13 protein-coding genes are annotated in these 13387 nt (G+C 70.5%); 6 read left to right on the top strand and 7 right to left on the bottom strand.

What is annotated here, in order from left to right; translation table 11 throughout:
* The first annotated feature begins 3 nt into the window (after positions 1-3).
* A complete protein-coding gene (locus ACCP09_RS24430; protein ID WP_433750525.1) occupies positions 4-762 on the top strand; it encodes an alpha/beta fold hydrolase in 759 nt (252 codons plus the stop codon).
* Positions 763-769: 7 nt separating this feature from the next.
* Here the strand turns inward: ACCP09_RS24430 and ACCP09_RS24425 are convergent, their stop codons facing one another.
* The gene (locus ACCP09_RS24425; RefSeq protein ID WP_027933644.1) at positions 770-1603 is read right to left on the bottom strand and encodes a helix-turn-helix transcriptional regulator; all 834 of its coding nucleotides are present in this window, start codon (positions 1601-1603) and stop codon (positions 770-772) included.
* Positions 1604-1720: 117 nt separating this feature from the next.
* Here ACCP09_RS24425 and ACCP09_RS24420 point away from each other — a divergent pair, with 117 nt between their 5' ends.
* A complete protein-coding gene (locus ACCP09_RS24420; protein WP_433750521.1) occupies positions 1721-2767 on the top strand; it encodes an aldo/keto reductase in 1047 nt (348 codons plus the stop codon).
* A gap of 1 nt (position 2768) precedes the next feature.
* On the opposite strand, the gene ACCP09_RS24415 is transcribed toward ACCP09_RS24420, so the two are convergent.
* The 3 genes from ACCP09_RS24415 to ACCP09_RS24405 all read right to left on the bottom strand — a co-directional run bounded on the left by ACCP09_RS24415 (position 2769) and on the right by ACCP09_RS24405 (position 5322).
* Positions 2769-3647 (bottom strand): A/G-specific adenine glycosylase, encoded by an 879-nt coding sequence (locus ACCP09_RS24415; protein ID WP_378333471.1) that lies wholly within the window; start codon positions 3645-3647, stop codon positions 2769-2771.
* Positions 3648-3656: 9 nt separating this feature from the next.
* On the bottom strand, positions 3657-4154 hold the full coding sequence (locus tag ACCP09_RS24410; protein ID WP_027933647.1) for a beta-class carbonic anhydrase: 498 nt from the start codon (positions 4152-4154) through the stop codon (positions 3657-3659).
* Between the two features lie 67 nt (positions 4155-4221).
* Positions 4222-5322, bottom strand: coding sequence for a LacI family DNA-binding transcriptional regulator (locus tag ACCP09_RS24405; protein ID WP_027933648.1), 1101 nt, complete (start codon positions 5320-5322; stop codon positions 4222-4224).
* A gap of 196 nt (positions 5323-5518) precedes the next feature.
* On the opposite strand from ACCP09_RS24405, the gene ACCP09_RS24400 reads away from it, so the two are divergent.
* The 3 genes from ACCP09_RS24400 to ACCP09_RS24390 are packed head-to-tail and all read left to right on the top strand — an operon-like array spanning position 5519 to position 8104.
* Entirely contained in the window at positions 5519-6412 is an 894-nt protein-coding gene (locus tag ACCP09_RS24400; RefSeq protein ID WP_027933649.1) for a metal ABC transporter solute-binding protein, Zn/Mn family, read from the top strand.
* Entirely contained in the window at positions 6409-7203 is a 795-nt protein-coding gene (locus tag ACCP09_RS24395) for a metal ABC transporter ATP-binding protein (protein WP_123684651.1), read from the top strand. Before ACCP09_RS24400 ends, ACCP09_RS24395 begins: the two co-directional genes overlap by 4 nt.
* Positions 7204-7225: 22 nt before the next feature.
* On the top strand, positions 7226-8104 hold the full coding sequence (locus ACCP09_RS24390; protein WP_027933651.1) for a metal ABC transporter permease: 879 nt from the start codon (positions 7226-7228) through the stop codon (positions 8102-8104).
* On the opposite strand, the gene ACCP09_RS24385 is transcribed toward ACCP09_RS24390, so the two are convergent.
* The 3 genes from ACCP09_RS24385 to ACCP09_RS24375 are packed head-to-tail and all read right to left on the bottom strand — an operon-like array spanning position 8064 to position 11885.
* Positions 8064-9374, bottom strand: coding sequence for an alginate O-acetyltransferase AlgX-related protein (locus tag ACCP09_RS24385; RefSeq protein WP_431905339.1), 1311 nt, complete (start codon positions 9372-9374; stop codon positions 8064-8066). The genes ACCP09_RS24390 and ACCP09_RS24385 overlap by 41 nt on opposite strands.
* A 21-nt stretch (positions 9375-9395) precedes the next feature.
* The gene (locus tag ACCP09_RS24380; RefSeq protein ID WP_123684654.1) at positions 9396-10619 is read right to left on the bottom strand and encodes a DUF445 family protein; all 1224 of its coding nucleotides are present in this window, start codon (positions 10617-10619) and stop codon (positions 9396-9398) included.
* Positions 10620-10652: 33 nt separating this feature from the next.
* On the bottom strand, positions 10653-11885 hold the full coding sequence (locus ACCP09_RS24375; RefSeq protein WP_027933654.1) for a DUF445 domain-containing protein: 1233 nt from the start codon (positions 11883-11885) through the stop codon (positions 10653-10655).
* A 135-nt stretch (positions 11886-12020) separates the two neighbouring features.
* On the opposite strand from ACCP09_RS24375, the gene ACCP09_RS24370 reads away from it, so the two are divergent.
* Entirely contained in the window at positions 12021-13079 is a 1059-nt protein-coding gene (locus tag ACCP09_RS24370; protein ID WP_433750512.1) for a hypothetical protein, read from the top strand.
* Positions 13080-13387: the final 308 nt, after the last annotated feature.

Genomic DNA, 13387 nt, shown 5'->3' with positions numbered 1-13387 from the left:
TCAATGGGCGCCGTGAGCGTCGTGGACTTCGGCGGCGACGGCCGTCCGATCGTGTTGCTGCACGGGCTGATGGGCCGGGCGCGCACGTGGTGGCGGGTGGCCCAGTGGCTGCGCCGGTACGGGCACGTCGTCGGCCTCGACGCCCGCGGGCACGGGCGCGGGCCGCGGGGCGGGCCGTGGACGACGGAACAGTTCGTCGCCGACGCCGCCGAAGTGGTGCGGTCGCTGGGCGAACCGGCCGTGGTGATCGGGCATTCGATGGGCGGCCTGCACGCGTGGTCGCTCGCGGCCGCCGAGCCGGAGCTCGTGCACGCCGTCGTGGTCGAGGACATGGCGCCGGACCAGCGCGGCAAGACGGTGGAGACGTGGCGCGGGTACTTCGAGTCGTGGCCGGTGCCGTTCCAGTCGCTCGCGCACGTGCGCAAGTTCTTCGGCGAGACGGGCGACTACTTCACCGAATGCGTGGAGGAGCGCGCGGACGGCTACCACCTGATCGCCTCGCTCGACGACCTGTACGAGATCGCCGCCGAGTGGGGCAGGCGCGAGTACTGGTCCTCGGTGGAGGCCGTGCAGTGCCCGATGCTCGTCGTGGAGGCCGAGCACACCCTCATGCCGCCCGGCCAGCAGGCGGAAATGGCGCGCCGTGCGCAATCCGGGCGGCACCTGGTGGTCCCCGGCGCGGGTCACGTCGTGCACGACTCGCAACCCGACATCTACCGCGGCGCGGTGGAGGCGTTCCTGTCGGCCGTGCTGGGGCGGTAGGCGCGCGTCACAAGCGGCTCAAGCGCTCCAGCGCCGACCGGCTCTCGTCGTCCGCGGGACGGTAGATCACCAGCAGTTGTTCCGCGTCGCGAAGTGGCGTGAGCGTTTCGAACTGCAGGGCGATGTTCCCGGCTTCGGGATGCCGCACCACCTTGTGGCCGCGGCCGTCGACCTTGACGTCCCGTTCCGCCCACCACCGCGCGAAGTCCGCGTCCCGCCTGGCGCATTCGGTGATCAGGTCCGTCAGCGCCTGGTCGTCCGGATGCGCCGCCCAGGCCGCGCGCAGGTGGGCGATCCCTTCCCGCACAACGCGTTCGCGGTCGACGTAGAGCTCACGCGTCTTCGGGTGCAGCAGGCACAACCACATCGCGTTGCGCTGAGACGGCGGGAGGGTGTCGAAATCGAGGAGGAGCTTCGCCATCTCGCCGTTCCAGGCGAGGATGTCGTAGCGGTGGTTCATCAGCATCGCGGGCAGCGGGGCGAGGTCCTCGACCAGCCGGGCCAGCTGCGGCGCGGCCGCGGTGGCGGGTTCGCCGGCGTCGCGGGGGCGCTGCCGGGTCAGGTCGAACAGGTAGGTGCGCTCGTCGGGGGCCAGGCGCAGGGCCTGGGCCAGCGCGTCCACGACCTCCGCCGATGGTCGCAGCCCACGGGCCTGCTCAAGCCGCACGACGTAGTCGACGCTGATCCCCGCCAGCTCGGCGACCTCTTCCCGGCGCAAGCCCGGGGTCCGCCGGGCCCGCCGCCCCGACGGCAGGCCGACATCGTGTGGCTCCAGCCGCTCGCGGCGGCTGCGCAGGAACGTGGCCAGCTCCTGCGCGGGGTCCACGGCGCGAGTGATCACGGAGCGTCCAACAGCCAGGGTGGGACCGGTGTTCCCAGGAAACCGGTTCCCTTACCCCCGGCTCGCCGTGCCCACAGACTCGTCCACGGCAACGGATCACGAGCACTGGAGGACACGATGCCGCTCACCCTCGACACCTACCGCCTGCTGGGCCGCTCCGGCCTGCGGGTCTCGCCGCTGGCGCTGGGCACGGCGACCTTCGGCACGGAGTGGGGCTGGGGCGCGGAGCCGGACGACGCGCGCAAGTTGTTCGACACCTACGTCGAGCGCGGTGGCAACTTCATCGACACCGCAGCCACCTACACCGACGGCAGCTCCGAGCGCCTGCTGGGGGAATTCACCCGGGGCAACCGGGAAAGCCTGGTGCTGGCGACGAAGTACACGACGCTCAGCCGGCCCGGCGACCCGAACTCCGGCGGCCCGCACCGCAAGAGCATGTTCACGTCGGTGGAGACCAGTCTGCGACGGCTGAACACCGACTACCTCGACCTGCTCTACCTGCACGTGTGGGACGACACGACGCCGGTGGAGGAGATCCTGCGCGGCATGGACGATCTGGTCCGGCAGGGCAAGGTCCTGCACGTGGCGATTTCCAACGTCCCGGCGTGGCAGGTGTCCCGCATGCAGGCGATCGCCGACCTGCGTGGCTGGTCGCCGCTCATCGCGCTGCAGATCGAGTACAGCCTGGCGGAGCGCACCGGGGAACGCGACCTGATCCCGATGGCACGCGAGCTGGGCCTGGCCGTGGTCCCGTACTCGCCGCTGGCGGGCGGGGTGCTGACCGGCAAGTACCGCCGCGACGACGGCCCCGCGGAGAGCACCCGCAGGAGCTTCAACGCCGATCTCGGCCTAATCACCGAGCGCAACCTCGCCATCGCCGACGTCGTGCGGGAGGTCGCCGCGGAGCTGGAGTGCACCCCCGCACAGGTCGCCCTCGCCTGGACCCTGCGGAACCCGGGTGTCACGGCGCCGATCATCGGCGCTCGCACCACCGCCCAGCTGGAGGACAACCTCGGCGCACTGGCGGTCGCCTTCACCCCAGCCCAGCTGGTCCGGCTCGACGAGGTCAGCGCGATCGACCCCGGCTACCCGCACGCCATGCTCGCCAGTGACCACATCCGGAAGGTCACCACGGGGGATCTGAAGATCGACAGCCGCCGCTGACCTACTTGTGTTCGCCCGGCAGCGCGAACCGGCCGTCCGCGGTCTGCTCCACCAGACCGTCCACCAAGAGCGAATCCAGGCAGCGGTCCCGCTGGCCGGTGTCCGGCCAGACGACGTCCAGGCTCGCCTTCCACACCGGTTCGGGCGTGCCCCGCAGGACGTCCAGCAGCAGGCCGCGCACGTGCCGGTCGGTGCCGGCGTACTTCTGCGTCGCCTTCGCGGGGCCGTTGTACGCCGGGCGGCCGGCCTTCTGCCAGGCGCAGTCCGCGTACACCGGGCAGTCCGCGCAGCGCGGCGAACGCGCCGTGCACACCACCGCGCCCAGTTCCATCAACGCCGCCGAGAACCGCGCGGCCCGTGCCTCGTCCAGCGGCAGGATCGCCGACACGTCGGCCATGTCGCGCGTGTTCGACGGCGGCCCCGCGTCGCCCGCGCCGTGGACCGCCCTGGCCACCACGCGCCGCACGTTCGTGTCCACCACCGGCGCCCGCTTGCCGTACGCGAACGCCGCCACCGCCCGCGCCGTGTACGCCCCGATGCCGGGCAACGACAACAGGGTGTCCACATCGGACGGAACAACGTCACCGTGCTCGGTGGCGATGGCCGTGGCCGCCGCGTGCAGCCGCAGCGCCCGGCGCGGGTAGCCGAGCTTGCCCCACGCCCGCAGCACCTCGCCCTGGCTCGCCGCGGCCAGCGCCGACGGCACCGGCCAGCGCGCCAGCCACTCGTGCCAGATCGGCTCGACCCGTGCGACCGGCGTCTGCTGCAGCATGATCTCGCTGACCAGCACACCCCACGCCGTGCACTCCGGACGCCGCCACGGCAGGTCCCGGGCGCACGAGTCGAACCAGTCGATCAGCAGTTCGGAGTCGATGGGCACGCGCCCAGACTAGTTGTCCTGGATTTCGGTGACCTTGCCGGTGAACACGTCGTAGACGAAGCCGCGCACCCTGTCCGTGTGCGGCAGGTACCGGCTGGTCCGCACGCGCCGCATCGACCGGCGCACGCTGTCCTCCACGTCCCGGAACGCCTCGACCGCCCACGTCGGACGGACCCCGCCCGCCTCTTCCAGCTCGTCCTTGAACCCGTCCTCGGTGACGGTCGCCAGGCCGCAGCCCGTGTGCTGCATGATCAGCACCTCTTCGGTGCCGAGCTTGCGCTGCGACAGCGACAGCGACCGGACCACGTCGTCGGTGACCACTCCGCCGGCGTTGCGCAGGATGTGCGCCTCGCCCTGGATCAGGCCGAAGATCTCGAACACGCGGATGCGCGCGTCCATGCAGGTCAGGATCGCGATCTTCATCGACGGGCTGGCGGTGGAACGGTCGCCGAGCACGGGGTCGGTCAGTTGCGTGTTGCGCTGCAGCAGGGTGTCGATCGCGGTCAAGAATGCCTCCCGGGTTGTGTCCGGATTTCATTCCACCGGACCCATCAACCCCCCGCAATGAGAGAGATCACGGCCCGAACCAGTGCTGCTCCATGGTGCGCGGCGGCGCGGACGTCGTGCCGATCCGCAGCTGCGTGTTGAGCGTGATGATCCGCGGCTTGACGTGGTCGCCGGAGGACAGCAGCAGCTTGCCGGCCGCGCGGCCCTTCTCCAGCACCGGCTGGTGCACCGTGGTCAGGCCGGCGCGCTCCGCCTCGGCGATGCCGTCGAATCCGGTCACCGTCAGGTCCGCGGGCACCCGCAGGCCGCGCCGGTTCGCCTCCGCCAGCGCGCCGAGCGCGAGGATGTCCGACGTGCAGATCAGGGCGGTCACCTGCGGGTGCGCGTCGAGCAGGTGACGGGCCGCGGCGGCGCCGTCGTCCACGGTGTGCTCGAAGCGCTCCACGACCGGCACCGTCGACCAGTCGACCCCGACCTTCGCGAACGCCTTCGCCAGGGCCTCCAGCCGGGCGCGCTGCACGTGGAAGTGCGCGCTCTGCTGCCGGTCCAGGTAGGCGAACCCGTCGTTGCGGTCGCGCGCGAGCCGCATGCACAGCACGCCGACCTGCCGGTGGCCGAGCTGGATGATGTGCTCGGCGAGCGCGGTGACCGCCGAGGTGTCGTCCGGTCCGACCCGGTCGACGCCCTCGATGCGCGGCTGGTCGATGATCACCGTCGGCACCGGGCGGGCCAGCACGGCGCCCAGGTGCGGGTCGTCGTCCGGCACCGAGTAGACGACGAAACCGTCGACACCGGCGCGGTGCACCGCGGCCACGTCGTCCCGGCCGGGGCTGGCCGGCACCAGGTGCAGCCCGACCCCGGCGTCCTCGCAGGCCAACGCGAGACCTTCGAGCACGCCGATCGCCGCGGGGTCGCGGAAGGCGTAGGACAGGTTCTCGGTGAGCAGCAGGCCGACCGCGCCCGCCTTGCGGGTGCGCAGCGACCGCGCCACCGGGTCGGGGCCGGGGTAGCCGAGGCGCCGGGCGGTCTCCAGCACCCGCTTGCGCAGTTCCGGCGACAGCTGGTCCGGGCGGTTGTAGGCGTTGGACACGGTGGTCCGAGACACGCCGAGCTCCGCGGCGAGCGACGCCAACGTCGCCTGTCGCCTCATGCGCATAGGACGCCCCATGGGGGAACCGTAACGGTTCAGAACGGAGTCGTGAAGTCGAACGCCGTCCGTGCGGCGTGCGCCACTGCGCAACGTGACGTTCAGGCGGGGGTAACCGAGGCGGTGAGATCGTCACCCGTTCAGGTAAGGTGAACTCGAAAACCGTTTCCAATAGTTCCGACCATGCGTCCCACCTCGTACTTCAGGAGTGCTCGCGATGAGTTTCCCCCGCCTGATCGGTCTGGCGTCCGCCGCGACGGCCCTCGTACTCGGCCTCACCGCCTGTGGTGGGACTAACACCGCGAGCGACACTGGCGGCAAGATCAACGTCGTCGCGTCCACCAACGTCTGGGGCAGCGTGCTGTCCGCGGTCGGCGGCGACCAGGTGGCGGTCACCTCGATCATCGACGACCCGAGCGCCGACCCGCACTCCTACGAGACCACCCCCGAGGACGCCATCGCCGCGCAGAACGCGCAGCTGACCCTCGCCAACGGCGGCGGCTACGACGACTTCTTCGGCAAGCTCGCCGACCAGGCGGCGAACGCCCGCAAGCTCAACGCGTACGAGATCGGCGCGACCGGCGACGAGAACGAGCACGTCTGGTACAGCTTCGCCACCGTCGCCAAGGTGGCCGACCAGGTGGCCGCGCAGCTCGGCCAGATCAAGCCGGAGGCGGCGCAGACCTTCACCACCAATGCCACCAACTTCAAGGCCCAGCTGGACCAGCTCACCGGCAAGGCCGGGCAGATCGGCGCCGGCCACCCGGACACCAAGGTCCTGGTCACCGAGCCCGTCGCGCACTACCTGATCCAGGCCGCCGGGGTCACCGACGCCACCCCGGCGGAGTTCTCCGAGGCCGTCGAGGAGGAGACCGACGTCCCGCCTGCCGCGCTGGCCGAGTTCAACTCGCTCATCACCGGCAAGCAGGTCAAGGCCCTGATCAACAACGAGCAGACCAGCACCCCGGTCACCGAGCAGGTCGTCGGCGAGGCGAACCGCGCCGGCATCCCCGTGGTGGGCGTGACCGAGACGCTGCCCGCCGGGACGACGGACTACATTGCCTGGATGACCAGCGAAGTCGACGACCTGGCGAAGGCCCTGAACTCTTGAGCCCTGCGGTTGAGATCTCCGGCGCGACCCTCGCGTTCGGTCAGCGCACGTTGTGGTCCGGCCTGGACCTCTCGGTCGAGCCCGGCGAGTTCGTCGCCGTGCTCGGCCCGAACGGATCGGGCAAGACCAGCCTGCTGAAGGTGCTGCTCGGTCTGCAGCACCTCTCGCGTGGCAGCGTGCGCATCAACAGCGATCACCCGGTCGGGTACGTCCCGCAGCAGCGGGCGATGTCCGAAGCGCTCACGCTGCGCGGGGTCGACCTGGTCGGGCTGGGCCTCGACGGCCACCGGTGGGGCACCGGGCTGCGTGGTCTCGCCGAGCGGCGGCGGCGGGTGTCCGCCGCCGTCGCCGCGGTCGGCGCCCAGTCCTACGCGAGGCAGCCGGTCGGCAAGCTCTCCGGCGGTGAGCAGCAGCGGCTGCGGGTCGCGCAGGCGCTGGTCGGCGAGCCGGACGTGCTGCTGTGCGACGAGCCGCTGCTGTCGCTGGACCTCGCGCACCAGCGCGCGGTGAGCGAGCTGATCGACGCCCGCCGCCGCGAAGCCGGCACCGCGGTGCTGTTCGTGACCCACGAGATCAACCCGATCCTGCCCTATGTGGACCGGGTGCTGTACCTGGTCGACGGCCGGTTCCGGATCGGCCCGCCGGAGGTCGTGATGACCTCCGAGACGCTGTCCGAGTTGTACCGCGCCCGCGTGGAGGTGGTCCGCGTCGGCGGCCAGATCCACGTGGCCGGCGCGCGCAGCGCGGTCTGCGAGGACGAACCCCACCACCTGGACGAGCGCGTTTCGTGAGCACCGAAGGTTCCCGCTGAACATGGACAAGTTCTTCGACTTCGGTCTGACGGCGCAGCTGCTCGGGCTGCCGTTCGTGCAGACCGCCCTCCTCGCCGCGGCCGTGCTCGGGCTGGTCGCCGGTGTGCTCGGACCGCTGATCGTGACCCGCCGAATGTCGTTCGCCGTGCACGGCACCGCCGAACTGGCCTTCACCGGCGCGGCAGGCGCGCTGCTGCTCGGCGTCGGCGTCGAGTTCGGGGCGCTGGCCGGCGCGGTGATCGCCGCGTTGCTGCTCGGCCTGCTCGGCGGGCGGGAGTCCGATCGCGACTCGGTGATCGGCGCGATCCTGTCCTTCGGCCTGGGCCTCGGCGTGCTGTTCCTGTGGTTCTACCCGGGCCGTGCGGCCAACAAGTTCGGCATCCTGGTCGGCCAGATCGTGTCGATCGAGACGACCAACCTCATCGTGCTGGTCATCGCTGCAGTCGTGGTGCTGCTAATCCTCGCGGCCATCTACCGGCCGCTGTTGTTCGCCAGCGTCGACCCGCACGTCGCGGCGGCGCGCGGGGTCCCGGCGCGCACGCTGTCCGTCGTGTTCGCGGTGCTGGTCGGCGTCGCGACGGCGCTCGGTGTGCAGATCGTGGGGGCGCTGCTGGTGGTGGCGATGATGGTGACGCCGGCGGCCGCGGCCGCCCGGCTGACCGCGAGCCCGTGGAAGGCCACCGTGCTGGCCGTCGTGTTCGCCGAGACGGCCGCGCTGGGCGGGATCGTCCTGTCGCTCGCGCCGGGCGCACCGGTGAGCGCGTTCGTCACCGCGATCGCGTTCACGATCTACCTGGTCTGCCGCCTGGTCGCCTACCTGCGCGACCGGGCGGCCCGCGTCACCGAGGACTCGCCTGCAGTTGCGCCTGCAGCGCCGTGAGGAACTCGTCGGTCAGGAACGGCAGCTGACCGCTGGAGACGCTGCGCTCCACGGTCTCCAGCACGATCACGTCCGAGTTGGCGAACATCCCGATCGCCTGGTCCCGGCTCGTCTTCGGGGTGAAATAGGCGAGCATCGTGAGGTTCGCGAACCCGGCCGCCAGGTAGCGCGAGGACGCCTTGGTGAACGAGTCGCCGTAGAACAGGGTCTTCTCGTTCACTGTCGAGGACATCGGCGAGGCGAACCGGTACGACGGGGTTTCGATGTCGGCTATGGTCTGCCCGGCCCGGTCGACGATGCCGTCCGGGCGCAGGTCGTAGAGCACGTTCGTCTTGTCGGCCTTCTTGCCGAGCAGCGGCGGCAGGTCGGCGGCGACGGTGTAGGTGCCGACCTGCTTGCTCTGCCAGGTCGCGGTGATGCCGGGCTGCACGGCCTCGGCGACCGCGCGGGTCATCACGAGTGAGCCCTCGTCGGTCCAGTGCGTGTCGTTGGACGGGTAGACGGGGCGGTTGACGCGCCGCGCCTCCTGGGTCAGGGCGGGCCGCAGGTCCACCGCCCCCGCGGCGTCGATCTGCTGCCAGGTGGGCGCCTCCGCGGCCCGGTGGCACTCCCGGCCCGGGTAGCTGGACGGCAGGTTCTCCGGGACCATCGTGGACTTGTCCGGCGCCACCACCCAGACGAACTTGCGCCCGGACGCCTCGATGATCGTGCGCAGCCGGTTCATCCGCTCCAGCGTGTCGGACAGCATCCGGACCGGGGAGCACTTGGCCTCGGCGTCGTAGCCGAAGTACAGCCAGCCGTCGCGGCCCTCGATGACCTGCCGGTAGCCGGCCTGGTCGAGCGGGCCGGAGGTGGTGGGCTGGTCGTCCGTGCCCTGCGTCTGGGTCGGCGGCGGGCTGCCGGGCAGGGGACCGGTCTCGGTGGTGCCTGCCTGGTCCCGCGGCGGGGTCTCGCCGAAGAACGTGCGGCTGATCCAGTCCGCGGCGTCGATCGCGGCGCTGCGGAAGGTGAGCTGGTCGGTGGCCCAGCCGGGCAGGCTGGTGAAGAACGCCCAGCCGTCGCCGAGGCTGGGGAAGCTCGCCAGGTGCCGGTTCTCGATCTCGGCGGGGCGCGCGCCGAACACCCACAGCAGCGCCGGGGTCGTGAAGAACACGATCGCGCTGATCAACGCGGTGAGCTGACGGCCGCCGTGCCGGGGCCGGTGCAGGGAGTGCTCGCGGGGAAGCCACGCCTCGTGCACCGCGGGGAGCTGCTGCGGTTCGTGCGCCACGCGCACACGTTAACCGTTCACCTAGTGAAGCATCAGCAAAACCTGCAACTCACCGACGACGAACCCGATCACACCGCCCACCGCGATCAGCTTCCACTCCTCCTGGCGGAACGCCGGGCGCAGCAGGTTCTCGTACTCCTCGGGCGTCAGCGCGATCATCCGCCGCTCGACCATGTTCGCCAGGTCCATCGCCTCGACCAGGTACGGCTCGGCGTGCCGGAGCAGGTACGGCATCTGCGCGAGCGACCCGGCCGCCGCGGTAGCGGTCATCTCACGCAGCCGCTCGCCGCCGACCGTCGCGGACACCAGCGGCCGGATCAGGCCGACCTGCTCGTCGACGGCCCTGGCCACCACGCGCCGCACGAGCGCGGCGAGCCGGTCGGCGCGCGGGCCGGTCAGCAGCTCGTCGAGGAGGTTGGGGACGGTCAGCACCTCGCGGGCGATGATTTCGCCGTACTGGCGGGCCACCTCGGCCTTGCGGCGCTGGAACTTGCCCTGCAGCGTGATCGGCCCGATCTTCACCGGGCGGCGCGGCAGGAAGATCATCTTGATCGCCAGCCAGTCGGTGAACAGGCCGATGGCGCCGCCGAACACCGGCAGCACCCACGGGTTCTTCGTCAGCGCCCACACCACCGCCTGCACGATGCCGAGGACGAATCCGAAGTAGATCCCGCAGCGGGCGATGAACGCCATCTCCGGCCGGGACGTCTCGCGGATCAGTCGCACCAGCAGGGCGCGGTCGCGGGTGAGCCGCTCGACGGTCATGTGCTTGACGTCGAGCACGCCGTCGAGGTTGGCGCGGACCTCGTCCAGCAGCTCGCGAACCAGCTTCGGCGAACCGGCCTGCAGCTGTTTGACGATCAGGTCCTGCGCCATCGGCGGCAGCGACTCCCACAGCCGCGGGTGGTGCTTGGCCATCACGTCGCGGGCCAGGTCGTCGATCGCCCGCAGCAGCGGCTGCTCGATCTCCCGCACCAGCCGGTCGGGCTGGATGCGGCCGATGACCTCGCCGAGGTCGATCAGGTTCTTGGTGAGCAGGTCGGTGGCGATGGCCGCCATCCGGCCGCCGTGCTTGGGCACCACGCCCTGCCAGCCGAAGATCGGGCGGATGCCGACGAACTCCAGCGGGCGGAACATCATTTCGATGGCGACGCGCTTGGTGACGTAACCGATGAGCGCGGCGATGAACGGGATCGCGGTGTAGAGCGGCCAGTGCTGCGCGAAGTCGGCCAGCACCCCGTCCATCCGGCCACCCCCTCGTACATCCTGGCCGCGAGATTAGTGGAGGAGCAGGATCGCCTGGAGCTCACCCACGAGCCCGCCGATGATCGCACCGACGGCGATCAACTTCCACTCGTCCTGCCGGAACGCGGGCCGCAGCAGCTCCTCGAACTCCATCGGGGACAGCTGCCGCATCCGGTCGACGATCGTGTTCCGCACGTCCAGGGCGTTGACCGCGTACTCCTCGGCGTACCGGATGGTGTCCGGCACCCGCTCCGCCGCCTTGAGCGCCGCGGCCTGCTTCATCTCCTGCCACTTGCGCGTGCCCACCGCGGCCGCCACGAGCGGCTTCACGACGCCGGCCTGCGCGTCGATGGTCCGCTGCACCTCGCGGCCGATCAGGTGGAACAGCCGGTCGGCCTTCGGGCCCTTGAGGATGGCCTCCAGCAGGTTCGGGATGGTGATGATCTCGCGGGCGATCATGTCGCCGTAGTCGGCGGCCACCTGGTCGCGGCGCTTCTGGAACACGCCCTGCCAGGTGTAGAGGCCGAAGAACTCGCGCGGCTCACGCGGCAGGAAGATCATCTTCAGGGCGAGCCAGTCGGTGAACCAGCCGATGCCGAGGCCGAACAGCGGCATCACGATCGGCGACTTGGTCAGCGCCCACACGAGCAGCTGGACACATCCGAGGGCGAAGCCGAACACCAGCCCGGAATTCGCGATGAACCGCATCTCAGGTCGTGAGATGTCCCGGATGAGCCGGTTGAGGAGGCTCTTGTCGCGGACCAGGTTGGTGATGACCATGTTCTTGAGGTCGAGGACGTCCTCGATGTTGTCCGACAGCTCCCGCATGATCTTCGCGATCACCTTGGGCGCTTCGGCCTGGACGCGGCGCAGCAGCAGTTCCTTCGCGCCGCTGGGCAGGGCCTCCCACAGGCGCGGCTGGTACTGCTCCATGACCTCCTCGGTGATCTCTTCGACCACCTGCAGGAGCGGTTGCTCGATCTCCTTGGCGAGCTGGTCCGGGTCGAGCCTGGCGAAGATCTCCTTCGGGTCGACCAGGTTGTTCGTGAGCATGTCGGTGGCGGTGGCCGCCATGCGCTCGGCGTTGGCGGGCAGCACGCCCTGCCAGCCGAGGAACGGCCGGATCCCGACGAACTCGATCGGCCGGAACATCATCTCGATGGCCACGCGCTTGGTCACGTAGCCGATGAGCGCGGCGATGAACGGCATCGAGACGTAGAGCGGCCAGTGTTCGGCCAGGTCGGCCACGATCTCCTGCAGTTGCACCGGCCCCTCCTCGCGAGTTCCGCCGAACCGTATCCCAGCCGTTTGGAGGGAGGCGCGGACCGGATTCAGTTGATCTTCGATAATGTGTCACCCGAAAGTATGGAAACCCAGGTCCAATAGCACTAAGGTGCCCGCATGCCTCCTGCCGAGTCCCAAGATCCCATCGCTGGTAATCCCCTGTTCCCGCTCGTGTTCCGCGGCTACGACCGGCCGCCGGTGGACGAGAAGTTCGCCCAGCTGAACGCCGAGCTCAAGGAGACGGCCGTCTCCCGCGACGAGGCCCTCTCGTCGGTCGCCGAGCTGACCCGTGCCCTGTCCTACGCCCAGCAGGAGCTGAGCGAGGCCAAGCAGGCGCTGTCGCGGATGGCGAGCGACCCGTCGAGCGCCGCGACGATGACCGAGCGCGTCCGCACGATGATGACGCTCGCCGAAGAGGAGATCGCCGAGCTCAAGAACCGCGCCGAAGCGCAGGCCGACGACATCCGCGCCGCGGCCGAAAAGTACGACCTGGACACCCGCAAGGCCGCCGACAAGATGGTCGCCGAGCGCGAGGCCGAGCTCGCCAAGCGGCGCGACGACCTCGAGCTGGAGTTCCAGGAGCGGCACACCGCGCTCACCACCGAGCACGAGAACCTCATGGAGCAGGCCCGCGCCGAGATCGCGCGCCTGAACGAGGAGGCCGCCGAGGAGCGCGCCCGCCTGGACGCCGAAGCCGCCGAAGCGCGTGCCAAGGCCGAGCAGGAGACCGGCGAGGCGCTGGCCCGCAAGACCGAGGAGGTCGAGACCGCGCTGGCCCGCAAGACCGAAGAGGTCGAGACGGCGCTGGCCCGGAAGACCCAGGAGGTCGAGGAGCGCCTGGCGAAGGACACCCGGGAGACCGAGGAGCGCCTGGCCAAGCTGGTGGCCGACACCGAGGCGAAGATCGCCAAGGACACCGAGGAGACCGAGACCCGGCTGGCGAAGATCACCGCCGAGACGGAGTCGCGCCTGGCGAAGCAGACCTCCGAGGCGGAGACCCGGGCGAGCACCCTGGTCGCCGACGCGGAGCGCCAGCTGTCCGAGGCGCAGCACGCGCGCACCGAGGCGTTCGAGTTCCGCCGCGAGGTCACCGAGCGCCTCACGGCCACCCACTCGGCCCTGCAGGAAGCGCTGGAAACCCTCGTTCCCGCGGGCGACCGGACGCCGGTCGCCTGACGGGGTTTTTGAGGAGGCGCCGACGCGTTTTTGCGCGTCGGCGCTTCTTTTTTGCAGGGAGCCTGAGCTGGGTGGTCCTCCCTTCGCCTGCCCGTCCGGCTTTAGAGCCGCGCCGTCGCGCGGCGAAGAGCCCGCCCTGCGGGCGGTGCGCCTCACGGGCGGGAAGCGCCTCACGGCGCTCGGAAGGTCACCTTTGCGACCACCCCCGCCCCCGATGCCTGATTGTGTTTCAGTCGCCGAGCAGCCGTGTCAAGGCGGGAAAGAGTACCTTGACACGCCTGGTCGGCGACTAAAGATCGGCTGTGGAT

Origin of the sequence: Amycolatopsis sp. 3B14, assembly GCF_050958625.1 — a bacterium.
GTDB lineage: Bacteria > Actinomycetota > Actinomycetes > Mycobacteriales > Pseudonocardiaceae > Amycolatopsis_E > Amycolatopsis_E thermoflava.
Note: the sequence above shows the minus strand (reverse complement) of the source record. Positions and strands in the feature narration are given on the sequence as shown.

Bases quoted from the DNA above. Each gene is read 5' to 3' on its own strand.
- ACCP09_RS24390 (WP_027933651.1), top strand. From the start codon at position 7,226: ATGGACAAGTTCTTCGACTTCGGTCTGACGGCGCAGCTGCTCGGGCTG.
- ACCP09_RS24405 (WP_027933648.1), bottom strand. From the start codon at position 5,322: ATGGGGCGTCCTATGCGCATGAGGCGACAGGCGACGTTGGCGTCGCTC.
- ACCP09_RS24370 (WP_433750512.1), top strand. From the start codon at position 12,021: ATGCCTCCTGCCGAGTCCCAAGATCCCATCGCTGGTAATCCCCTGTTC.
- ACCP09_RS24420 (WP_433750521.1), top strand. From the start codon at position 1,721: ATGCCGCTCACCCTCGACACCTACCGCCTGCTGGGCCGCTCCGGCCTG.
- ACCP09_RS24430 (WP_433750525.1), top strand. From the start codon at position 4: ATGGGCGCCGTGAGCGTCGTGGACTTCGGCGGCGACGGCCGTCCGATC.
- ACCP09_RS24400 (WP_027933649.1), top strand. From the start codon at position 5,519: ATGAGTTTCCCCCGCCTGATCGGTCTGGCGTCCGCCGCGACGGCCCTC.
- ACCP09_RS24380 (WP_123684654.1), bottom strand. From the start codon at position 10,619: ATGGACGGGGTGCTGGCCGACTTCGCGCAGCACTGGCCGCTCTACACC.